A 22010-nucleotide genomic window follows, 5' to 3' on the forward strand; every position below is an offset into this window, starting at 1 on the left:
GCGCAGCCCCGCTCTTTAGGGGCGCGGGGAACTGCGCGGCCGGCCCCCACCGGGGCCGCACAAACCCACGAACCCCCGGCCGCCAGGCCCAAGACCCTTGCCCTGCTGGAGCACCCAGCAAGGCAAGGGCCTACCTCAGGCTGCGTACATCCAGATGTCGCAGGACCCGGTCCACGACCTCCGGATTCGCCCCCGCCTCACTACGCGCGGCCAACACCTCGTGCCGGGCCGCGGACAGCATCTCCCCCTGAACCCGCCGCACCAGCTTGATCCGCCGAGCCCGCTGCTCATGCGCCTCCCGCCGTTCGTCCTCCCCCAGGTCCGGACTGATCCGGTACCCGATGTCGAACGCCCGCCGCAGCAACTGCTCGGTCAGCTCGTCGGACAGATCCTCCGTCTCCTCCAGCTCCCGCAACCGCTGCTTCGCGGCCTTGGCCGCCCGCACGGCAAGCGCCTTCTCGAACTCCTTCTCGCTGTCCGTGTCGGCCTGCACGCCCAGCTTCCGCACCAGCCACGGCAGACTCAGCCCCTGCACCACGAGCGTCACCATGATCACCCCGAACGCGATGAAGATCATCTCGTCCCGGTTGGGGAACGGCTCCCCGGTCTCCGTCTCCAGCGGAATGGCCAGCGCCAGCGCGACGGACGCCACCCCGCGCATCCCGGCCCACCACATGACGACGGTCTCCCGCGAGCTCGTCGGGATGTCCTCGTCGAGATCCCGCTTCGCGTGCAACCGTTTGGTCAGCCACGTGGCCGGCAGCAGCCACAGCAGCCGTACGAAGACGACGACCCCCACGATCGCGGCGGCCCAGCCGAGCATCTCCCCCCAGCGTCCCGACGCCGTGCGGATCGCGTTGTGCAGTTCCAGTCCGATGAGCCCGAAGGCCACCCCGGTGACCAGCGTGTCGACGATGTTCCAGAAGGTGTGCCCGGCCAGCCGCGTCATGACGTCGTCGGCGTTGTTCGCGTACTCGGCCAGGAACAACGCCGTGGTCAGCACCGCCAGCACCCCGGACCCGTGCAGTTCCTCGGCCAGCACGTAGGACGCGTACGGCACGAGCAGGGTCAGGCTGATCTGCAGCGTCGGGTCCCCGAGCGAGTCCATCAGCCGGTTCGTGGCCCAGCCGAGCCCGAGCCCCACGGCGACCGCGACGACGGCGGACAGCAGGAAGTCGAGGGCTGCGCCCTGTACCGAGAAGGAGCCGCTGATCGCGGCGGCGATGGCGACGTGGTAGAGCACGATGGCCGTCACGTCGTTGAACAGCCCCTCGCCCTCCAGGATCGACACCAGGCGGCGCGGCAGTCCGAGCTGTCCCGCGACGGCGGTCGCGGCGACCGGGTCGGGCGGCGCCACCAGCGCGCCGAGCGCGACGGCGGCGGCGATGGGCAGGCCGGGCACGATCGAGTGGGCGACCGCGGCGACCACGGCCGTGGTGACGAAGACCAGAGCCACGGCGAGCAGGAAGATCGGCCGTTTGTTGGCGGTGAACTGCCGCCAGGAGGTACGCCGTACGGCGGCGTAGAGCAGCGGCGGAAGCAGCGCGGGCAGGATCAGGTCGGGCGGGATGTCCACGTTCGGTACGAAGTCGAGGACGGCCAGCACGATCCCGAGGAGGGTCATCAGCACCGGCGAGGGAAGCCCGAAGCGGTCCCCCAGCGGAACGCTGACGACGGCCCCGAGCAACAGCACGAACAACAGGGCCAACTGGTCCACGTTCAGGGCTCCAGGGATCTAGACGGTCAAAACAGGCCAGACCCCAAGCGTGCCACCGCAATCACTTTCCACACGCAGACGCACCAGGCCACCGCATCACGAGCGCCCGTCAGGAGCGCCTGAAGGGCGCCCTTCAGGGGCGCGGGGAACTGCGCGATCGGCCCCCACCGGACCCGCACCCGAAGACCACCCCAAGCCCCCCGGAGCAACCCGAACCCCTAAAGCGCACGCCGCATCGCCCGATGCGCGATCCCGGCGTCGGGAAACTCGGGCCCATAGGCCACGTACCCCAACCGCTCGTAAAACCCCAGCGCATGCGTCTGCGCGTGCAGATCCACCGCCACGAGCCCACGCGCGCGTGCCGCATCCTCGATGCCCCGCACGAGCGCCACCCCCACGCCCAGCCCCCGCGCGGCCTTCACGACGGCGAGCCGCCCCAGCGCGCCGACGCCGGGCTCCCCACCGGTCCGCCCGGCCGCCGCCTCCCCGTGCAGCAGCCGCCCCGCGCCGAGCGGGAGCCCGTCCTCGCCCACGGCGAGCACGTGCACGGCGACGGCGTCGTACGCGTCGTACTCCAGGTCCTCGGGGACCTCCTGCTCGACGACGAAGACCTCCTTGCGCACCGCGAAGCAGGCCTCACGGTCGGCGGGATCCTCGGCGACCCGCACCACGCAGGGCGACGGGCTCGGCGACGGGCTCATGCGTTGCTTTCCTCCCGCACACGGTCCAGCGCCTGCTGCAGGTCGTCGGCGTAGCCGGCCTCGAACTCGACCCACTGCCCGTCCCCGGGGTGCTCGAAGCCGAGCCGTACCGCCTGCAGCCACTGCCGGGTGAGCCCGAGCCGCTTGGAGAGCGTCGGGTCGGCGCCGTACGTGAGGTCGCCGACGCAGGGGTGCCGGTGGGCGGACATGTGGACGCGGATCTGGTGCGTGCGCCCGGTCTCCAGCTTGATGTCGAGCAGCGAGGCCGCGCGGAACGCCTCGATCAGGTCGTAGTGCGTCACGGAGGGCTTGCCCTCGGCGGTGACGGCCCACTTGTAGTCGTGGTTCGGGTGCCGGCCGATGGGCGCGTCGATCGTGCCGCTGGTCGGGTCGGGGTGGCCCTGGACGAGCGCGTGGTACCGCTTGTCGACCGTGCGCTCCTTGAACTGGCGCTTCAGCGACGTGTACGCGTACTCCGACTTGGCCACCACCATCAGGCCCGAGGTGCCCACGTCGAGGCGGTGCACGATGCCCTGGCGCTCGGCGGCACCCGAGGTCGAGATCCGGTACCCGGCGGCGGCGAGGCCGCCGATCACGGTCGGGCCCGACCAGCCGGGGCTGGGGTGCGCGGCGACACCGACCGGCTTGACGATCACGACCACGTCGTCGTCGTCGTGCACGATCTCCATGCCCTCGACGGGTTCGGCGACGATCTGCACGGGCGGGGCGGCCTGCGGCATCTCGACTTCCATCCAGGCGCCGCCGTGCACCCTCTCGGACTTCCCGACCACCGAGCCGTCGACCGTGACCTTCCCCGCCGCGGCGAGCTCGGCGGCCTTCGTACGGGAGAAGCCGAACATGCGGGAGATGGCGGCGTCGACACGCTCGCCCTCCAGGCCGTCGGGCACGGGCAGGGTACGGATATCGGGAACGGTACTCACCCGTCGAGTATGCCGGACGGGTGAGACACCGGCTCACGGCAGCCCGCGCGCCCGGCCCCCGCGGGCCCTACCGCGGCCTGCTCAGTCCTTGTGGACGGTGCCGTCCGGGTCCAGGCCCCGGAAGGACAGCAGCACGATCAGGATGCCGCCGCAGACGATCGCGGAGTCGGCGAGGTTGAAGACCGCGAAGTGCTTGGGTGCGATGAAGTCGACGACCGCGCCCTCCAGGATGCCGGGCGCGCGGAAGATCCGGTCGGTGAGGTTGCCGAGCGCGCCGCCGAGGAGCAGGCCGAGCGCGATCGCCCAGGGCAGGCTGTAGAGCTTGCGGGCGAGCCGGGCGATCACCACGATCACGGCGGCGGCGATCACCGTGAAGATGATCGTGAAGGCCTCGCCGAAGCCGAAGGCCGCGCCGGCGTTGCGGATCGCCTCGAACTTCAGCCAGTCCCCGACGATCTCGATCGGCTCGTGGTGCTCCAGCTTCGCGACCACGATCAGCTTGCTGATCAGGTCCAGCGCGTACGCCAGGGCGGCGACGGTGAAGAGCACGGCGATCCGGCGCCTGCCCCGGGGCGCCACGGCCTCGTCCGAGGTCGCACCGCCGTCGGACTGCTCCGGCTCGGCTTCCGCCGCGCCCGGGGTTTCCGGCGTATCCGGCGTATCCGGCGTATCCGGCGTACCGATGATGCGCTCCGCCTCTGCCACGTGAGTAAGTCCCTCAACCTAGGTGCCTGACTGAGCACGAGGGTACGGCACGGTCCGCCGCGGCCAGGTGCCCAGGAGGCACACCGGGCGGATCGGTGCGCGATCAGCGGGACGTCAGTAGCGGCGCTCCTGCTTCTGCTTGCACTCGACGCACAGCGTGGCCCGCGGGAAGGCCTGCATCCGGGCCTTCCCAATGGCGTTGCCGCAGTTCTCGCAGAGCCCGTACGTACCCGCGTCCAGGCGCTCCAGGGCGCGCTCGGTCTGCTCCAGCATCTCCCGCGCGTTGGCCGCGAGGGCCATCTCGCTCTCGCGCGTGATGTTCTTGGTGCCGGTGTCCGCCTGGTCGTCGCCCGCGCCGTCCCCGGAGTCGCGCATCAGCCCCGCCAGGGACTCCTCGGAGTGCGTGATCTCGGCCCGCAGCCGCAGGGCCTCGGAGAGCAGCTCGTCGCGCGCCTCCGTGGCCTCCTCCGGCGTCCAGGGGTCCTCGCCGGGGCGTACCGCGAGCTCGCCGGGCTCCGCCGCGGCCACCCGTGCCTTGGGAACCGCGGTGGGCTTGTCCGCCGCCGCGGCCGTGCCAGAGGTCTTCTTCGCAACCACCGTCGTGGCTCCCGTCGTCTCGGCGGCCTGTGCCGCTGCTCCGTCGGCCGCGGAAGCGACCGTCTTCGTGGCCGTGCGTGTGCCCTTCGCGGCGGCCGCCTTGCGGGGCGCCCGCTTCACCGGCTCGGCGGACTTCCCGGCCGTCTTCTTGGCGGGCGCCGCCCCGCCGGCGGCCTTCTCCGCGGAAGCCGCCGTCTCCTCGGAGACCGCGGCCCTGGCGGAAGCCGTCTTGGCCGAAGCCGTCTTGGCGGCGACCGTCTTCCCGGCAGCGGCCTTCTTGGCAGCCGTTTTCTTTGTGGCCGCCTTCTTGGCAGCCGCCTTCGTAGCGACCGTTTTCGTACGAGGCTTCTTCGTAGAGGCCGGTTTCGTGGAGGCCGTCCCCGTGGAAGCCGTCTCCGTGGAGGCCGTGCCCTCGCTCGCCTCCGCGCTCGTCCCGGAGGCGGCCCTGCTCGCACCGGCGGTCTTCCCGGTGGCGCTCTTTCTGCCGCTGACATCCTCGGCAGCCGCCCCGGAGTCACCGGCCGCCCCCATGGATCTGCCGGACGCCGACTGCTGTACGGCGGTCTTCTTCGCCACCATGGCCGCGGCCCCTTCACATTTTGTGACCTTGCACGCGAATCGTGCTGGGACGATAAATCGACTTGAGTCCCGCGGCAACGGGGCACGCCGCCCGATCCGCCCGCCCCGCGCGTACCGCGCGGCGAGTCTGCAAGCGTTGTGCCCAGCTCCCCGCCGGGTAATCCGCCGCGTCGGCCGTCCCGGGACGCGAACTCCGGCGCGTCGGCATTCGGGTCAGTGCCCACCGCTTCCAGGCGTCGGCGCCCCTCCCCCGCGGGCCCCGTAAAACCGGTCGGCCGCTGTCGGCCCGGCGCCGTACACTGGCCGGAGCGAGAAGCATGGATGGGGACGAGTAGCGGCGTAAGCGGCCAGGAGCGACCCGGGGACGGTGTGAGCCCGGGGGCGAGCGCGACGCGAAGATCACCCCGGAGCCGCCGGAAGAAAGCCGCAGCGAGCCCGCAGCGGCCGGTAGAACCGGTATCGCGACCCCAATGAGGGGGCCCACCGGCGTGCGGAAAGCGGCGGAGGGCCAAGGAGGGTGGTACCGCGGGAGCGCGCCGCACACGGCGCAGGTGACAGCCCAGCTCTCGTCCCTCCGGACGGAAGGCAGAAGTCCGCCGGAGGAAGTTCGTTGGATACGCAGCCGAGTACACAGCCGCAGTACCGCCAGGTACCGGCCCAGATCGACCTGCCCGCTCTTGAGCACGCCGTGCTCGACTTCTGGAGCGAGCAGAAGATCTTCGCCAAGACCCTGGAGCAGTCCGAGGGCCGCCCCGAGTGGGTGTTCTACGAAGGCCCGCCCACGGCCAACGGCATGCCGGGCGCCCACCACATCGAGGCCCGCGTCTTCAAGGACGTCTTCCCGCGCTTCCGCACCATGCGCGGCTACCACGTGGGCCGCAAGGCCGGCTGGGACTGCCACGGCCTCCCGGTGGAGCTGGCGGTCGAGAAGGAGCTGGGCTTCAACGGCAAGAAGGACATCGAGGCGTACGGCATCGCCGAGTTCAACGCCAAGTGCCGTGAGTCCGTGACCCGCCACACCGACGCGTTCGAAGAGCTCACGACCCGCATGGGCTACTGGGCCGACCTGAACGACCCGTACCGGACGATGGACCCGGAGTACATCGAATCCGTCTGGTGGTCGCTCAAGGAGATCTTCAACAAGGGCCTGCTGACCCAGGACCACCGCGTCGCGCCCTGGTGCCCGCGCTGCGGCACGGGCCTGTCCGACCACGAGCTGGCGCAGGGCTACGAGACGGTCGTCGACCCCTCGGTGTTCGTCCGTTTCCCGCTCACCTCCGGTCCGCTCGCGGGCGAGGCCGCGCTCCTGGTGTGGACGACGACCCCGTGGACCCTGGTGTCCAACACGGCGGTCGCCGCGCACCCCGACGTGACGTACGTGGTCGTGACGGACGGCCGGGAGAAGCTCGTCGTCGCCGAGCCGCTCGTCGGGAAGTCCCTCGGTGAGGGCTGGGAGACCACCGGCCTGTCCTTCACGGGCGCCGAGATGGAGCGCTGGACGTACCAACGCCCCTTCGAGCTCGTCGAGTTCCCGAAGGACGAGCCCGCCCACTACGTGGTCAACGCGGAGTACGTGACCACCGAGGACGGTACGGGTCTCGTCCACCAGTCCCCCGCCTTCGGTGAGGACGACCTCAAGGTGTGCCGCGAGTACGGGCTGCCGGTCGTGAACCCCGTGCGCCCCGACGGCACCTTCGAGGAGGACGTCCCCCTCGTGGGCGGTGTCTTCTTCAAGAAGGCCGACGAACAGCTCACCGAGGACCTCCAGAACCGCGGTCTGCTCTTCAAGCACATCCCGTACGAGCACAGCTACCCGCACTGCTGGCGCTGCCACACCGCGCTCCTCTACTACGCGCAGCCGTCCTGGTACATCCGCACCACGGCGGTCAAGGACCGGCTCCTCCAGGAGAACGAGAAGACCAACTGGTTCCCGGACTCGGTCAAGAACGGCCGCTACGGGGACTGGCTGAACAACAACATCGACTGGGCGCTGTCCCGCAACCGCTACTGGGGCACCCCGCTGCCGATCTGGCGCTGCGAGGACGACCACCTCACCGTCGTCGGCTCCCGCGCGGAGCTCACCGAGCTGACGGGCAGCGACCAGTCGGAGCTGGACCCGCACCGCCCGTTCATCGACGAGGTCACCTTCGTCTGCCCCCAGGACGGCTGCGGGCAGACGGCCACGCGCGTGCCGGAGGTCATCGACGCCTGGTACGACTCGGGTTCGATGCCGTTCGCGCAGTGGGGCTACCCGTACAAGAACAAGGAGCTCTTCGAGAGCCGCTACCCGGCGCAGTTCATCTCGGAGGCCATCGACCAGACCCGCGGCTGGTTCTACACGCTGATGGCCGTCGGCACGCTGGTCTTCGACAAGTCGTCGTACGAGAACGTGGTCTGTCTCGGCCACATCCTCGCCGAGGACGGCCGCAAGATGTCCAAGCACCTGGGGAACATCCTGCAGCCGATCCCGCTGATGGACCAGCACGGCGCGGACGCCGTGCGCTGGTTCATGGCGGCCGGCGGCTCCCCCTGGGCGGCCCGCCGCGTCGGCCACGGCACCATCCAGGAGGTCGTCCGCAAGACGCTCCTCACGTACTGGAACACGGTCGCCTTCCAGGCGCTGTACGCGCGCACCGCGGGCTGGGCGCCCAGCGCGGCCGACCCGGCCCCGGCGGACCGCCCGGTCCTCGACCGCTGGCTGCTGTCCGAACTCCACGCGCTCACCGACCAGGTGACGCAGGCTCTGGAGTCGTACGACACCCAGCGCGCCGGCAAGCTGCTCTCGGCCTTCGTCGACGACCTGTCGAACTGGTACGTACGCCGGTCCCGTCGCCGTTTCTGGCAGGGCGACAAGGCGGCGCTGCGCACCCTCCACGAGGTCGTCGAGACGGTCACGCGGTTGATGGCCCCGCTGACCCCGTTCATCACCGAGCGGGTCTGGCAGGACCTCGTGGTGCCGGTGTCCGCCGACGCCCCGGAGTCCGTGCACCTGTCGACCTGGCCGGAGGCGGACCTGTCCGTCATCGACCCGGAGCTGTCGAAGCAGATGGTGCTCGTACGCCGTCTCGTGGAGCTGGGCCGTGCCACGCGCGCGGAGTCGGGTGTCAAGACCCGCCAGCCGCTGTCCCGCGCGCTGGTGGCGGCGACCGGTTTCGGCTCCCTCGACCGTGAGCTGCACGCGCAGATCACCGAGGAGCTGAACGTGAGCTCCCTCGCGTCGCTGTCCGAGGTGGGCGGCTCGCTGGTCGACACGACGGCGAAGGCGAACTTCCGCGCGCTCGGCAAGCGGTTCGGCAAGGGCGTCCAGGCGGTGGCGAAGGCCGTCGCCGAGGCCGACGCGGCGGCGCTGTCCCTGGCCCTGCGCGAGGGCACGGCGTCGGTGGAGGTCGACGGCGAGACCGTCACGCTCGCCCCGGACGAGGTCATCATCACAGAGACCCCTCGCGAGGGCTGGTCCGTCGCCTCGGACTCCGGGGCCACGGTCGCACTCGACCTGGAGCTGACGGAGGAGCTGCGGCAGGCGGGTCTGGCCCGGGACGCCATCCGGCTGATCCAGGAGGCCCGCAAGAACAGCGGCCTCGACGTGGCCGACCGGATCGCCCTGCGGTGGACGTCCACGGACCCGAAGGTCATCGCGGCGCTCACCGAGCACGCCACCCTGATCTCGGACGAGGTCCTGGCCACGGACTTCGCCCAGTCCGAGCCGGACGACACATACGGCCCACCGTTCACGGACGAGCCCCTGTCCCTGACATTCCACCTCCGCAAGGCATAACCCCGCCCCCGCCGCCCTGCGGGCATGCGTGCCGCTAGGGGCGATGGGGGTCCCCCCGGTCGAGCGAAGCCGAGACTGGGGGAGGGTGGGCGCAGCGGCACCTGCAAGCGCAGGCCGCCAACAACGCCGTAACCCGAGCCCCAGCTCCGCGCACCAACGAGGCCCCGGCCCACCAGAAACCTGGTGGCCCGGGGCCTTTGCCGTCACCCCCCGCCGTCACCCGCCGCAGAGGCAACAAAAGGGCGGAGCCCCCGGAAAACCGGGGGCTCCGCCCTGAACGCTGCCGACGCCTAAGGCGTACGGGAGGCCGTCAGTTGTCGTCCTCGTCGATCAGAAAGCCACGCATCGGCGAAGGCGCCTGCTGCATGGGCGAAGGCCCCTGCGGCCGAACCGGCGCCATCGGCTGGGTCATGGCCGGCGACATCTGCTGCTGGCCGCCGTAGGACTGCGCACCGGGACCGGGGCCGCCCATCGGGTTGCCACCGTAGGACGGCGCGCTCGCCCCGGCCGGAGCCATGGACGGGCTCGGCGACGACGGAAGCGAGGCGGTCGCCGGCGTACGCGGCGGAGCCAGCGAGTCGTCGGCCTGGGTCTCCAGCTGACGCAGCTGCGACTCCAGGTAGGACTTCAGACGCGTACGGTACTCGCGCTCGAAGCCTCGCAGGTCCTCGACCTTGCGCTCCAGCGTGGCGCGGGCGGACTCCAGGGAGCCCATCGCGACGCGGTGCTTCTCCTGCGCGTCCCGCTCCAGGGCGTCGGCCTTGGCACGGGCGTCGCGCTCCAGACCCTCGGCGCGGCTGCGGGCCTCGCCGACGATCTTGTTGGCCTCGGAACGGGCCTCGGCGATCGCCTGGTCGGCGGTCTGCTGGGCCAGCGAGAGCACACGGGCGGCGCTGTCGCCACCGGGGCCCTGACCGGGCTGTCCCATCTGCGGGCCGTGCCCGCCCATCGGACCACCCATGGGACCGCCCATCGGGCCGCCCATCTGCTGGGGCATCTGCTGCTGCATCTGTCCCTGCATGGGGCCGGGACCCTGTCCCATACCGCCCTGGCCCATCGGGCCCTGACCCATGCCGCCCTGGCCCATCGGACCCTGGCCCATCTGGCCGGGACCCATCTGGCCGGGACCCTGCTGGCCACCCTGGGCGCTGGGGCCCGCGGGAAGCTGCGGGGCACCGCTCGGCAGCTGCGGCGGGCCGCCCATGGGGCCGCCCATCTGCTGCTGCGGCGGACCCGATATGCCGGCGGGCACGGGAGCGCCGGGACCGCCGCGCATGCCCTGTGGCGGGCCCTGCTGTTGCTGGGGATCCTGCTGTTCGGGAGGCTTGCGCATGCCCTGTTGCTGGTTCTGCGCGGCGGCGCGTGTGGCGGCGGCCAGCTTGGCGCGCAGGTCTTCGTTCTCGCGGAGCAGGCGGGTCAGTTCGGCTTCGACCTCATCGAGGAAGGCATCGACCTCGTCCTCGTCATAGCCTTCTCGGAGGCGGACGGTCGTGAACTGCTTGTTCCGCACGTCCTCGGGGGTCAACGGCATCTCTTCACCTCAACGTAGTCGTCGGCATCGTCGGCGTTCGGCAAGACCGTATCGTTCACAGCCGGCTCACAACGGAGATCAGGATGTAGACGATGATCATCAGTACGAAGAAGGACAGGTCGAGCGCCACGCCCCCGAGACGTAGCGGCGGAATGAACCGCCGCAGAAGCTTGAGCGGTGGATCAGTGACAGTGTAGGTCGCCTCAAGAACGACCACCATCGCCTTGCCGGGTTGCCATGAGCGGGCGAACTGGAACACGTAGTCCATGACCAACCGGAAGATCAGCACGATGAGGAAACACATCAGCACGACGTAGAGAACCTGCCCGACCACGCTCATGATTCCGTGCGTCCCTCTCCCCTGTTTCCCTGCTGTTCCGGTCCTGCGTCTCAGCTCTGGTTGAAGAACCCGCCCTCTGCGATGCGAGCCTTGTCCTCCGCCGTGACATCGACGTTAGCAGGCGACAACAGGAACACCTTCTGCGTCACCCGCTCGATGCTCCCGTGGAGACCGAACACCAAACCGGCCGCAAAGTCGACAAGTCGCTTGGCGTCCGTGTCGTCCATCTCGGTCAGATTCATGATCACCGGGGTGCCCTCACGGAAGTGTTCCCCGATGGTACGGGCCTCGTTGTAGGTCCGGGGGTGCAGCGTGGTGATCCTGTACGGCTCTCGTTCCGACACGACCTTGGGCATGATCACCGGTGCGTTCTTCTCCAGGCTTTGACGTTCTTGTGTGATGGACGCCACGGGGGCGATGCGGGCCGGGCGGCCGGATTCCGCGCCCAGCGAAGCGGAATGGGGCACGGGCTCGCGCTGCACCGGTGGATGCACCACTCGTACCGGTTCGTCCCTTTGTGACTGGTGTGCCTGGTGCGACTGATGCGACGGCTCATGCCGTCGGCGGTCCCGCTCGGGCTCCGGGTCAAGCTCGGGCTCGAAGTCGTCATCGGGGTCGAAGCCCCTGCCGTCGTACCCATCGTCCTCCACGAGGCCGAGGTAGACCGCCATCTTGCGCATCGCGCCGGCCATGCTCTGAGTCCTCCGCTCTGTGGTGGATCGGCTGACTGTTGCCAAGTGCCCGCGATCCACGAGGTCGTCTGCCCGCCAGCGGCGGTAATGACCATATTTTCTGCTGTGGTCCGACTTCTTGGCGACGTTACCCGAGCCTGGGGCGGACGCCGAGTACCGCGGTGCCGACGCGTACATGTGTCGCTCCGGCCGTCACCGCGTGTTCGAGGTCCGCACTCATCCCTGCCGAGACCATGTTGGCAGCCGGATGAGCGCGGCGCAGGTCAGTCGACAAATCCATCAGGCGCTCGAACGCCGCCTGTTCACGCCCCGCGTACGGGCCGGTGAGCGGAGCGACGGTCATCAGTCCGTCGAGCCTCAGACCCGGCGCCCGGGCGACGAGTTCGCCCAACTCCTCGACGCCTTCGGCCGATACACCACCGCGCTCCCCCAGTCCACCCTTTCCCGCTGCGGACTGCTCCGCGTCGAGCGCAACCTGGATGAGGCAGCCCACCTCGCGCTCGGTCCGCACCGCTTCCTTGGACAGGGCGGTGACGAGCCTGGCCCGGTCGACCGACTGCACGACGTCGGCGTAACCGACCACGGAACGCACCTTGTTGGTCTGCAGCTGGCCCACGAAGTGCCAGGACAGGGGCAGCCCGGAACAGGCCGCGGCCTTGGGCGCGGCGTCCTGGTCCCGGTTCTCGGCGACGTGCCGCACACCGAGTTCCGACAGGATCCGCACATCGTCGGCGGGGTAGGTCTTGGTGACCACGATCAGGGTCACCTCTTCACGCTTGCGTCCGGCCGCCGCACAGGCGGCGGCGATACGCTCCTCCACGTCCGCCAGATTCCCGGCGAGTTCGCTCCTGCGGTCCGTCATTCCCGATCAGTCCAGCCACACATAGCCCGCGAGCCGGCCGGTGAGGCCGTCCCGACGGTACGAGAAATGGTCGTCCGACTCGATCGTGCAGACCGGCGACTGCTCCCGGTCGCGCACCCCGAGCCGCTCCAGCTGCGCGTGCACCCCCGCGGTCACGTCGACCGCCGGAGTGCCCCACGTGGTCTCGGCGTACGCCGCGGGCTCGACGGCCGCGACCTCGGCCCGCATCGCGTCCGGCACCTCGTAGCACCGGCCGCAGACCGCGGGGCCGGTGCGGGCGACGATCCGGGCCGGTTCGGCGCCGAGTTCCACCATGGCACCGACCGCGGCGGGTACGACCCCGGCGACCATGCCCGGCCGTCCCGCGTGGGCGGCGGCCACGACCCCGGCGACGGGGTCGGCGAGCAGCACGGGGGTGCAGTCCGCGGTGAGCACGGCGAGGGCGAGGCCCCGGCGGGCGGTGACGACGGCGTCGACCTCCGGCACCGGGCGCTCGCCCCAGGGCTCGTCGACGACGGCCACGTCGGGTCCGTGGACCTGGTTCATCCAGACGACCCGCGCGGGGTCGAGGCCGAGCGACTTGGCCGCCAGTTCACGGTTGGTCCCTACGGACCCGGGGTCGTCGCCGACCGCCCCGCCGAGATTGAGCTCTCCATACGGAACGGCGCTCACCCCGCCCCACCTGTCGGTGAAGGCGAAGTGCGCGCCGCTCACGGTGCTCACCGAGGAGCGCCGTCCTATCACTTGAGGAAGTCCGGCACGTCCAGCTCTTCCGCCGCGCTGTCGGAGTACGTCCGCGACGGCGGGACCGGCGGGGAGACGGGCGGCAGTTCGTTGCTCGCCGGCTCCGGAGCGGGCTCCGGCGCCTCCTTGGGCGTGACGCTGCCGAGCGAGCCGAAGGACGGGCGGCTGTCGCCCGCCCGCGCCGGCACGGGCTCGTCGCGCTTGGCGGAGGACGAGCCGAGCACGGTGTCCCGCTTGGACGGGGGCTGGCCGCCGTCGAAGCCGGCCGCGATGACGGTGACCCGTACCTCGTCGCCGAGCGCGTCGTCGATGACCGCGCCGAAGATGATGTTGGCCTCGGGGTGCGCGGCCTCGCTCACCAGCTGGGCGGCCTCGTTGATCTCGAACAGACCGAGGTCGGAGCCGCCGGAGATCGAGAGCAGTACGCCCCGGGCTCCGTCGATGGAGGCTTCGAGGAGCGGCGAGGAGATCGCCATCTCGGCAGCCGCCACCGCGCGGTCGTCGCCGCGGGCCGAGCCGATACCCATGAGGGCCGAACCGGCCTCGGACATCACGGACTTGACGTCGGCGAAGTCGAGGTTGATCAGACCGGGGGTGGTGATGAGGTCGGTGATGCCCTGGACACCGGAGAGCAGGACCTGGTCCGCCGACTTGAACGCGTCGAGGACCGAGACCTGGCGGTCCGAGATGGACAGCAGCCGGTCGTTGGGGATGACGATGAGGGTGTCGACCTCTTCGCGGAGTTCCGCGATGCCGTCCTCGGCCTGGTTGGCGCGGCGCCTGCCCTCGAAGGTGAAGGGGCGGGTGACCACGCCGATGGTGAGTGCGCCGAGCGAGCGGGCGATGTTGGCCACCACCGGCGCGCCGCCGGTGCCGGTGCCGCCGCCCTCGCCGGCTGTCACGAAGACCATGTCGGCCCCCTTGAGGACCTCCTCGATCTCCTCGCGGTGATCCTCCGCGGCCTTGCGGCCGACGGCCGGGTTGGCTCCGGCGCCTAGTCCGCGGGTGAGTTCGCGGCCGACGTCGAGCTTGACGTCGGCGTCGCTCATCAACAGCGCCTGGGCGTCCGTGTTGATGGCGATGAACTCGACACCCTTGAGACCGACCTCGATCATCCGGTTGATGGCATTGACACCACCGCCGCCGACACCGATGACTTTGATGACTGCGAGGTAGTTCTGCGGTGCTGCCACGTCGAAGGCCTCTCGCCTCGATTACGTGTCGTCGCCTCGCACGGTCGCGATCCGACGACTGATGCCGAATGGGACGGTCCGAACGCCGACCCGAACCCTAACGCTGAAGTTTAGGGTTACCAGTGTGCCTGTTCCCTGGACTCTTCCGAACAGGACACTAAGTCGACAAGTGGCGCACGTTCAACGAACACGCCGAACCTCCCGTTTTTCTTTTCACCCTATGTGATCAGCCATGTCGCTGCCCAACCAGGGTGCTGGCCTGCGCAGATGTGCGTCAACTCCCTGATGACGCAGGGGCGGTGGGAACACTCACGTCGAAGTGTCCCGCCCCTGGAGCGGCTTTCATGAGAGCAATGAGCGTATGCGCCTTGGCGCGGCCCTTCTCACCACTGCCCCAGTCGACGGTGCGGTCGCCGCTCAACTCCAGCGTGACGGAGTCGTACGAACGGACCTTGACGACCTGGGTGACACGGGCGACCGCGGCCGGAAGTGAACTGGCCACGAGCACCGCCTCGCGCACCAGCCGGTCGGTGCCGAAGCGGCGCAGGCCCGCCGAGTGGGACGCCGTCAATTCCAGTACGGGTACGCCCTGCGGGGCCCGCGAAACCGTGGCATATCGCACACCCTTGGCGTCCACTTCGACAAACTTTCCGCCCTTTTCGACAATCAGGACCGGCCTACGCTCAGTTACTTTCAGCCCGATTCCATGCGGCCAGGAACGGAAGACGTCAACCGAGTCAATTCGGGGCAATTTCCGGAGCAGTGCCGCCTCGATCTCATCGGTGTCGACCGAAATCAACGGCGATCCGACCGGGACGTCGGCCGCCTCGACGACCTGTCCGGCCGTCAGGACCCGCGTCCCGGTGGCCGATACCCGCTCCACGCGCGTCCACTGGGAGCCGTAGAGGATCCAGACCCCGCCCGCGGCGAGCAGGGCCAGACAGATCATCACAACAATGAGCGTACGAGGCCTCGGTGGCCGCTTCAGCCTCTTGAGAAGGGGCAGCCGGGGCGGGCCGGAGGCAGGACCCTGTCGGTCCTGCCGTGCGCCACGTTCGGCGGTGGTCGGTCCGGCCACGCTCCCCTGCCTTCTGCCACGCGCTAGCGGCGTGACGCGATCGCCTCGTACACCATCCCGACGAGCAGGTCGTCGGCGTCCCTGCGGCCGAACTCGGAGGCCGCGCGGGACATCTCGAACAGCCGGTGCGGGTCGGCGAGCACGGGCAGGACGTTGCCCTGGATCCAATGCGGCGTCAGTTCCGCGTCGTCGACCAGCAGTCCGCCGCCGGCCTTGACCACCGGCTGGGCGTTCAGCCGCTGTTCGCCGTTGCCGATGGGCAGCGGGACGTAGACGGCGGGGAGCCCGACGGCGGAGAGTTCGGCGACGGTCATCGCACCCGCGCGGCAGAGCATCATGTCGGCCGCGGCGTACGCGAGGTCCATCCGGTCCACGTACGGTACCGGGATGTAGGGGGGCATCCCGGGCATCTGGTGGACCTGCGGCAGTTCGTTCTTCGGGCCGACCGCGTGCAGGATCTGGATACCGGCCTGCTGGAGGTACGGGGCGGTCTGCTCGATCACCTGGTTGAGGCGGCGGGCGCCCTGCGAGCCGCCGGAGACCAGCAGCGTCGGCAGGGAGGGGTCGAGCCCGAACGCGGCGCGGGCCTCGGGGCGCACGGCGGCCCGGTCCAGCGTGGCGATGGAGCGGCGCAGCGGGATGCCGATGTAGCGGGCGTTGCGCAGTTTGCTGTCCGGGGTGGAGACGGCGACCTGGGCCGCGTACCGGGAACCGATCTTGTTGGCGAGTCCCGGCCTGGCGTTGGCCTCGTGGACGATGATCGGGACACCGAGGCGCTTGGCCGCGAGATAGCCGGGCAGGGCGACGTAGCCGCCGAAGCCGACGACCGCGTCCGCCTTGGTGCGTTCCAGGATCTGCTCGGCCGCCTTGATCGTGCCGCGCAGCCGTCCCGGGACGGTGATCAGCTCGGGGGTGGGCTTGCGCGGCAGCGGTACCGCGGGGATCAGCCCGAGTTCGTAGCCCCGTTCCGGTACCAGCCGGGTCTCAAGTCCGCGCTCCGTGCCCAGGGCCGTGATTCCCACGGTCGGGTCCTGCCTGCGCAGGGCGTCCGCGAGGGCGAGCGCGGGCTCGATGTGGCCGGCGGTCCCCCCACCGGCGAGTACGACATGCACCGAAATTCACCGCTCTCCGGACGAACGCGCCGAGGCACGCCGTCGCATCGTGTTCCACTTCCGAGGCCCCCGGACAGCGGAGCCTCTCACCGCAGCCCGCTTTCTGCCAAAGCGGGGTTGCCGCATCGCGAGTGCCGTCCGCGCAGCGGGATCCTCACGCGCGAAGGCGATCAGGAGCCCGATGGCGAACATGGTCGGCAACAGGGCGGAACCCCCGTAGGAGAACAGCGGGAGCGGGACTCCGGCGATCGGCAGCAGACCGAGCACCGCACCGATGTTGATCACGGCCTGAGCCGTGATCCAGGTGGTCACGCCACCCGCGGCGTACCTCACGAAGGGGTCCTCCGTGCGTCCGGCCACGCGGATACCCGCATAGCCTAGAGCCGCGAAGAGTGCGAGTACCGACAGAGTGCCCGCCAGACCGAGTTCCTCACCTGTGATGGCGAAGATGAAGTCGGTGTGGGCCTCGGGGAGTTGACCCCATTTCTCCACACTCGCCCCCAGGCCGGAGCCGAAGAGGCCGCCGGACGCGAGGGCGTAGATGCCGTGCACCGCCTGCCAGCAGGAATCGCCCGGACCCGGTTCAGTGGCGCCGAGGCAGGCGAGGCGTGCCATGCGGTTGGGGCTGGTCCTGATGAGGATGAAGCCGAGGGTCAGCGCGATGGCGAGGACGCCGCCGAAGAGCCGGGTGGGCGCTCCCGCGAGCCACAGCAGGCCGAAGAGGATCGCGGTGAGGATGATCGCCGTGCCCATGTCGCCGCCGAGCATGATCAGCCCGAGCAGCATGAAGGCCACCGGCACGAACGGCACCAGCATGTGCTTCCACTGGGTCAGCAGCCGCTTCTCCTGCTTGCGGGCGAGCAGGTCGGCCCCCCACAGGACGAGGGCGAGCTTGCCGAACTCGCTGGGCTGGAGCTGGAAGGGCCCGCCGACCGAGATCCAGTTCTGGTTGCCGTTGACCGCGACTCCTATCCCCGGCACCTGGACGAGGATCATCAGGAAGACCGAGCCGAGCAGCATCGGGTACGCGAGCGCCCGGTGCAGCTTGGAGGGCATCCGGGAGGCGGCCAGCAGCAGCAGGCCGCCGAGCACGGCCGCGAGGAACTGCTTGCGGAAGAAGTAGCTTCCCGGCAGCGACAGCTGGAGCGCGGTGATCTGGGAGGCGGAGTACACCATCACCAGGCCGAGCACGGTGATCAGCAGGCTGCCGCCGAGGATCAGGTAGTACGCGGTCAGCGGGCGGTCCCAGGCACGGCGTGCGCGGCCGTAGAGGCGCCCTACGGGGTTGTCTCGCGGCGGGCGGGGGGCCGGGGGCCGCCGGGGGGCCCGCTGGACGGGAGGGCGCCCTGTACGGCTAGTGGGCACGACGGGCTCCTCTCGGGACGGGAGGGCGTGCGGGTGCGGGACCGCGGGCGGGGCCGCACGGCGCGGCGCCGGCGGCAGAGGGCTGTCGGTCCACCGACCACGATGGCGTCACGTGTCGCTCCCAAGGATCCCGGGCGCCCGGGCCGGCCCGGGGGCCTGCCGTCAGGCGCCCGCGGCGCCGAGTTCGCGGACCGCTTCCGCGAACATGTCACCGCGCTGGTTGTAGTTGGCGAACATGTCCATGGAAGCGCAGGCCGGTGCCAGGAGCACCGTGTCGCCGGCGCGGGCGAGTCGTGCCGCCTCCTGGACCGCCGCGGGCATCGCACCAGTGTCGGTCCGGTCGAGGTCGACCACCGGTACCTCGGGCGCGTGTCGCGCGAGGGCTTCACGGATGAGGGCCCGGTCCGCGCCGAACAGCACGACGCCCCGCAGCCGCTTCGCGGACCGGACGACGAGTTCGTCGAAGGTCGCGCCCTTGGCGAGGCCTCCCGCGATCCACACGATCGACTCGTAGGCGGCCAACGAGGCTTGTGCGGCATGCGTGTTGGTGGCCTTGGAGTCGTCGACGTAGGCGACGCCGTCCACATCGGCCACGTGCTCGATGCGGTGGGCGTCGGGCCGGAAGGCCCTCAGACCGTCCCTGACGGCCTTGGGGGGCACTCCGAAGGCGCGGGCCAGGGCCGCCGCCGCGAGGGCGTTGGCGATGTTGTGCGGGGCGGGCGGGTCGACGTCCGCGATCTCCGCGAGTTCCTGGGCCTGCTTGTGCCGGTCCTCGACGAAGGCGCGGTCGACCAGGATGCCGTCGACGACGCCGAGTTGGGAGGGCCCTGGGGTGCCGAGCGTGAAGCCGACGGCCCGGCAGCCCTCCTCGACGTCCGCAGCGCGCACCAGGTCCTCGGTGGCCCTGTCGGCCACGTTGTAGACACAGGCCACCTGATTGCCCTCGTAGACGCGGCCCTTGTCGGCGGCGTACGCCTCCATGGAGCCGTGCCAGTCGAGGTGGTCGGGTGCGAGGTTCAGGACGGCCGCGGAGTGGGCGCGCAGCGAGGGCGCCCAGTGCAGCTGGTAGCTGGACAGTTCCACGGCGAGCACGTCGAGGTCGGCGTACTCCTCGTCGGTGCCCAGCACCACGTCGACGATCGGCGTGCCGATGTTGCCCACCGCGGCCGTACGCAGTCCCGCGGCGGCCAGGATCGAGGCGAGCATCCGGGTCGTGGTGGTCTTGCCGTTGGTGCCGGTGACCGCCAGCCAGGGGGCGGCCTTGCGGCCGTCGTGGCCGCGCAGGCGCCAGGCGATCTCGACGTCGCCCACGACGTCCACGCCCGCCTGTTCGGCGGCCAGGAAGAGGGGGCTGCCGGGCTTCCAGCCGGGCGAGGTGACCACCAGGTCGGTGCCCTCGGGCAGCGTGTCGGCGTCCGCGAGGCGTACCGCGATGCCCTGCTGTTCGAGGGGGACGGCCCGCTCCCGGTGCGCCGGGGAGTCGCCGCCGTCGACGACCGTGACCGACGCGCCGAGGCCGGCCAGGGCGCGGGCGGCGCTGATGCCGCTCACGCCGAGACCGGCGACGGTGATGTTCATGCCCTGCCAGGCGGAAGCGGTGGTCACTTCTTGGCTGCCCATCCCGCGTAGAAGAGGCCGAGTCCGACGATGACGCACATGCCCTGGATGATCCAGAAGCGGACCACCACAAGGACTTCGGACCACCCCTTGAGTTCGAAGTGGTGCTGCAGCGGTGCCATCCGGAAGACGCGTTTGCCGGTCAGCTTGAAGGAGCCGACCTGGATGACCACCGACATGGTGATGAGGACGAAGAGGCCGCCGAGCAGAGCGACCAGGATCTCCGTGCGGGAGCAGATCGCGAGGCCGGCGAGCGCGCCGCCGAGCGCCAGGGAACCGGTGTCCCCCATGAAGATCTTGGCGGGCGAGGTGTTCCACCACAGGAAGCCGAAGCAGGAGCCCATGAGGGCGGCGGCGACGACCGCGAGGTCCAGTGGGTCTCGTACCTCGTAGCAGGCGCCCGGGTTGGTGAGGGTCTGCGCGTTGGCGCAGGACTCCTGGAACTGCCAGACGCCGATGAACGTGTAGGCGCCGAACACCATGGTCGCGGCGCCGGTGGCGAGGCCGTCCAGACCGTCCGTCAGGTTCACGCCGTTCGACATCGCGAGGATCATGAACAGCGCCCAGGCCACGAACAGCACCGGGCCGATGGACCAGCCGAAGTCCTGCACGAAGGAGAGCCTCGTGGAGGCCGGGGTGTTGTTGCGGTTGTCCGCGAACTGCAGGGCGAGGACCGCGAAGCCGATGCCGACGATCAGCTGGCCGGCCATCTTCGCCTTGGCCCGCAGGCCCAGCGAACGCCGCTTGACGATCTTGATGTAGTCGTCCAGGAAGCCGACCACGCCCATGCCCGTCATCAGGCCGAGCACCAGCAGTCCCGAGAACGTCGGCGGCTTCCCCGTGATCACCTTGCTGAGGAAGTACGCCAGCAGGGTGGCCAGGATGAAGGCGATACCGCCCATGGTCGGCGTACCGCGCTTGGCATGGTGTTCGCGCGGGCCGTCGTCACGGATGTACTGGCCGTAGCCCTTGCGGGCCAGCAGCTTGATCAGCAACGGAGTACCGATCAGGGTCAGGAAGAGACCGATGACTCCCGCGAACAGGATCTGATTCATCATCGGACGGCGACCTCACCCTCGGTGCCCTCGACGAGCGCCTGCGCGACCCGTTCGAGACCGACCGACCGGGACGCCTTCACGAGTACGACGTCTCCCGGGCGCAGCTGACTGCGCAACAGGTCGACCGCCGACTGTGCGTCGGACACGTGCACCGACTCCTCACCCCACGAACCCTCGTTATATGCGCCCAGTTGCAGCCAGGACGCTTCCCTGCCCCCGACCGCGACGAGCTTGCTGACGTTGAGCCGGACGGCGAGCCGTCCGACCGCGTCGTGCTCGGCGAGCGCCTCGTCCCCGAGCTCGGCCATCTGACCGAGCACCGCCCAGGTCCGCCGCCCCTTGCCCATGGCCGCGAGCGCCCGCAGGGCGGCTCGCATGGACTCGGGGTTCGCGTTGTAGGCGTCGTTGACGATGGTCACGCCGTCCGGGCGCTCGGTGACCTCCATCCGCCAACGGGAGAGGGAGCCCGCCTCGGAGAGCGCGGTGGCGATCTCGTCTGCGGACATGCCCAGCTCATGGGCGACGGCGGCGGCGGCGAGCGCGTTCGACACGTGGTGCTCACCGTACAGGCGCATGGTCACTTCGCTGCACCCGGTGGGTGTGTGAAGGCTGAACGAGGGCTGTCCGTTCCCGCTGAGCCGCACGTTCTCGGCCCGTACGTCCGCTTCGCCGGACTCTCCGAAGAGGAGCACGCGTGCTTTCGTACGCGAGGCCATGGCCCGTACGAGGGGGTCGTCGGCGTTCAGGACGGCGGTGCCGTCCTCCGGGAGGGCCTCCACCAACTCGCCCTTGGCCTCGGCGATCTGCTCACGGCCGCCGAACTCGCCGATGTGGGCGGTGCCGACGTTGAGGACGAGGCCGATCTTCGGAGGCGTCAGATCCGCGAGGTAGCGGATGTGACCGATCCCGCGGGCGCCCATCTCCAGGACGAGGAAACGTGTTTCCCCGGTGGCGCTGAGCGCGGTGAGCGGCAGTCCGATCTCGTTGTTGAGCGAGCCGGGCGTGAAGACCGTCGGCGCCTTGGTCCGCAGCACCTGGGCGATCAGGTCCTTGGTGCTGGTCTTGCCCGCGGAGCCGGTGAGCGCGACCAGCGTCGCGCCGAGCCGCTCCACGACGTGGCGCGCGAGGGCACCCAGCGCCCGCTGGACGTCGTCCACGACGATGGCGGGCACCCCGACGGGCCGGGTGGCCAGGACGGCCACGGCGCCCGCCTCGACGACGGCCGCGGCGAAGTCGTGGCCGTCCACGCGCTCGCCCGCGAAGGCGACGAAGAGACTGCCTGGCCCGGCTTCCCGGGAGTCCCTGACGACCTGTCCGGTGACCTGGACCGACGTATCCGGTATGTCGTGGGTCTGCCCGCCGACGACTGAGGCGATCTCGGCGAGAGAGAGGGCGATCACAAG

18 protein-coding genes are annotated in these 22010 nt (G+C 70.2%); 1 reads left to right on the plus strand and 17 read right to left on the minus strand.

Features of this window, described 5'->3' with window-relative positions; translation table 11 throughout:
• Positions 1–130 precede the first annotated feature (130 nt).
• The 5 genes from ACFVH5_RS26355 to ACFVH5_RS26375 all read right to left on the minus strand — a co-directional run bounded on the left by ACFVH5_RS26355 (position 131) and on the right by ACFVH5_RS26375 (position 5240).
• Positions 131–1717, minus strand: a complete 1587-nt coding sequence (locus tag ACFVH5_RS26355) for a Na+/H+ antiporter (protein WP_385836246.1) — start codon at positions 1715–1717, stop codon at positions 131–133.
• A gap of 218 nt (positions 1718–1935) precedes the next feature.
• Complete coding sequence (locus ACFVH5_RS26360) at positions 1936–2418, minus strand: GNAT family N-acetyltransferase (RefSeq protein WP_385836247.1); 483 nt, start codon at positions 2416–2418, stop codon at positions 1936–1938.
• Positions 2415–3359 carry an RluA family pseudouridine synthase gene (locus ACFVH5_RS26365; RefSeq protein WP_107017498.1) on the minus strand — a complete coding sequence of 315 codons (945 nt, stop codon included), beginning with the start codon at positions 3357–3359 and terminating at the stop codon, positions 2415–2417. Before ACFVH5_RS26365 ends, ACFVH5_RS26360 begins: the two co-directional genes overlap by 4 nt.
• 81 nt (positions 3360–3440) lie before the next feature.
• Positions 3441–4064 (minus strand): signal peptidase II, encoded by a 624-nt coding sequence (gene lspA, locus ACFVH5_RS26370; protein ID WP_385836248.1) that lies wholly within the window; start codon positions 4062–4064, stop codon positions 3441–3443.
• A 114-nt stretch (positions 4065–4178) separates the two neighbouring features.
• The gene (locus ACFVH5_RS26375; protein ID WP_385836249.1) at positions 4179–5240 is read right to left on the minus strand and encodes a TraR/DksA family transcriptional regulator; all 1062 of its coding nucleotides are present in this window, start codon (positions 5238–5240) and stop codon (positions 4179–4181) included.
• Positions 5241–5850: 610 nt separating this feature from the next.
• On the opposite strand from ACFVH5_RS26375, the gene ileS reads away from it, so the two are divergent.
• Positions 5851–9015, plus strand: a complete 3165-nt coding sequence (ileS, locus tag ACFVH5_RS26380; RefSeq protein WP_385836250.1) for an isoleucine--tRNA ligase — start codon at positions 5851–5853, stop codon at positions 9013–9015.
• A gap of 310 nt (positions 9016–9325) precedes the next feature.
• On the opposite strand, the gene ACFVH5_RS26385 is transcribed toward ileS, so the two are convergent.
• From ACFVH5_RS26385 to murF, 12 genes are all read right to left on the minus strand, one after another.
• Positions 9326–10546 (minus strand): DivIVA domain-containing protein, encoded by a 1221-nt coding sequence (locus tag ACFVH5_RS26385; RefSeq protein ID WP_385836251.1) that lies wholly within the window; start codon positions 10544–10546, stop codon positions 9326–9328.
• A 55-nt stretch (positions 10547–10601) separates the two neighbouring features.
• Positions 10602–10886: a YggT family protein gene (locus ACFVH5_RS26390; protein ID WP_107017493.1), complete on the minus strand. Its 285-nt coding sequence runs from the start codon at positions 10884–10886 to the stop codon at positions 10602–10604.
• Between the two features lie 50 nt (positions 10887–10936).
• Positions 10937–11578, minus strand: coding sequence for a cell division protein SepF (locus ACFVH5_RS26395; RefSeq protein WP_384809302.1), 642 nt, complete (start codon positions 11576–11578; stop codon positions 10937–10939).
• A gap of 127 nt (positions 11579–11705) precedes the next feature.
• On the minus strand, positions 11706–12440 hold the full coding sequence (locus ACFVH5_RS26400) for a YggS family pyridoxal phosphate-dependent enzyme (RefSeq protein ID WP_384809304.1): 735 nt from the start codon (positions 12438–12440) through the stop codon (positions 11706–11708).
• A 6-nt stretch (positions 12441–12446) separates the two neighbouring features.
• Positions 12447–13184, minus strand: a complete 738-nt coding sequence (gene pgeF, locus ACFVH5_RS26405) for a peptidoglycan editing factor PgeF (RefSeq protein ID WP_384809306.1) — start codon at positions 13182–13184, stop codon at positions 12447–12449.
• Positions 13181–14377, minus strand: a complete 1197-nt coding sequence (ftsZ, locus tag ACFVH5_RS26410) for a cell division protein FtsZ (RefSeq protein WP_384809308.1) — start codon at positions 14375–14377, stop codon at positions 13181–13183. The genes pgeF and ftsZ overlap by 4 nt, the downstream gene beginning before the upstream one ends.
• A gap of 274 nt (positions 14378–14651) precedes the next feature.
• Positions 14652–15455, minus strand: a complete 804-nt coding sequence (locus ACFVH5_RS26415; RefSeq protein ID WP_385836252.1) for a cell division protein FtsQ/DivIB — start codon at positions 15453–15455, stop codon at positions 14652–14654.
• A 23-nt stretch (positions 15456–15478) separates the two neighbouring features.
• On the minus strand, positions 15479–16567 hold the full coding sequence (murG, locus tag ACFVH5_RS26420; protein WP_384809312.1) for an undecaprenyldiphospho-muramoylpentapeptide beta-N-acetylglucosaminyltransferase: 1089 nt from the start codon (positions 16565–16567) through the stop codon (positions 15479–15481).
• 6 nt (positions 16568–16573) lie between these two features.
• Positions 16574–17932, minus strand: coding sequence for a putative lipid II flippase FtsW (gene ftsW / locus ACFVH5_RS26425; protein ID WP_385836253.1), 1359 nt, complete (start codon positions 17930–17932; stop codon positions 16574–16576).
• 162 nt (positions 17933–18094) lie between these two features.
• Positions 18095–19552 carry a UDP-N-acetylmuramoyl-L-alanine--D-glutamate ligase gene (murD, locus tag ACFVH5_RS26430; protein ID WP_385836254.1) on the minus strand — a complete coding sequence of 486 codons (1458 nt, stop codon included), beginning with the start codon at positions 19550–19552 and terminating at the stop codon, positions 18095–18097.
• Positions 19534–20604, minus strand: a complete 1071-nt coding sequence (gene mraY / locus ACFVH5_RS26435) for a phospho-N-acetylmuramoyl-pentapeptide-transferase (protein ID WP_384809417.1) — start codon at positions 20602–20604, stop codon at positions 19534–19536. The genes murD and mraY overlap by 19 nt, the downstream gene beginning before the upstream one ends.
• Positions 20604–22007, minus strand: coding sequence for a UDP-N-acetylmuramoyl-tripeptide--D-alanyl-D-alanine ligase (gene murF, locus ACFVH5_RS26440; RefSeq protein ID WP_385836255.1), 1404 nt, complete (start codon positions 22005–22007; stop codon positions 20604–20606). The genes mraY and murF overlap by 1 nt, the downstream gene beginning before the upstream one ends.
• Between the last annotated feature and the right edge of the window lie 3 nt (positions 22008–22010).

The sequence above is a fragment of the Streptomyces sp. NPDC127119 genome, from assembly GCF_042677425.1.
GTDB lineage: Bacteria > Actinomycetota > Actinomycetes > Streptomycetales > Streptomycetaceae > Streptomyces.

Coding starts and splice junctions, on each gene's coding strand:
- ACFVH5_RS26360 (WP_385836247.1), bottom strand. CDS start 2,418: ATGAGCCCGTCGCCGAGCCCGTCGCCCTGCGTGGTGCGGGTCGCCGAG.
- ACFVH5_RS26375 (WP_385836249.1), bottom strand. CDS start 5,240: ATGGTGGCGAAGAAGACCGCCGTACAGCAGTCGGCGTCCGGCAGATCC.
- mraY (WP_384809417.1), bottom strand. CDS start 20,604: ATGAATCAGATCCTGTTCGCGGGAGTCATCGGTCTCTTCCTGACCCTG.
- ACFVH5_RS26385 (WP_385836251.1), bottom strand. CDS start 10,546: ATGCCGTTGACCCCCGAGGACGTGCGGAACAAGCAGTTCACGACCGTC.
- murD (WP_385836254.1), bottom strand. CDS start 19,552: ATGGGCAGCCAAGAAGTGACCACCGCTTCCGCCTGGCAGGGCATGAAC.
- ACFVH5_RS26390 (WP_107017493.1), bottom strand. CDS start 10,886: ATGAGCGTGGTCGGGCAGGTTCTCTACGTCGTGCTGATGTGTTTCCTC.
- ACFVH5_RS26395 (WP_384809302.1), bottom strand. CDS start 11,578: ATGGCCGGCGCGATGCGCAAGATGGCGGTCTACCTCGGCCTCGTGGAG.
- ACFVH5_RS26400 (WP_384809304.1), bottom strand. CDS start 12,440: ATGACGGACCGCAGGAGCGAACTCGCCGGGAATCTGGCGGACGTGGAG.